This window comes from Streptomyces varsoviensis (genome assembly GCF_000718635.1).
GTDB lineage: Bacteria > Actinomycetota > Actinomycetes > Streptomycetales > Streptomycetaceae > Streptomyces > Streptomyces varsoviensis.
In genome coordinates this window covers 1-244 of the sequence record NZ_JOBF01000098.1, presented here as the reverse complement: position 1 = coordinate 244, position 244 = coordinate 1, and the positions used below count along the sequence as shown (strand labels likewise).

The 244-nt window shown below is 67.2% G+C and carries 1 protein-coding gene; it reads right to left on the bottom strand.

Going from position 1 to position 244, the window contains the following annotated elements; genetic code table 11:
* The coding region (locus IF55_RS35770) for a GTP-binding protein (protein ID WP_048833148.1) at positions 1-244 on the bottom strand (244 nt) is incomplete at both ends.

Genomic DNA, 244 nt, shown 5'->3' with positions numbered 1-244 from the left:
TGATGATGGGGGCGTCCGGGCCGATCTGGAGTGCTTCGCGGACTTCTTCGGGGGTGTAGGGCTGGTGTCCGTCGAAGCCGTTGAGGGCGATGACGAAGGGGAGGCCGCTGTTCTCGAAGTAGTCGACGGCGGGGAAGCAGTCGGCGAGGCGGCGGGTGTCGACGAGGACGATGGCGCCGATGGCGCCGCGTACCAGGTCGTCCCACATGAACCAGAAACGGTCCTGGCCGGGCGTCCCGAACAG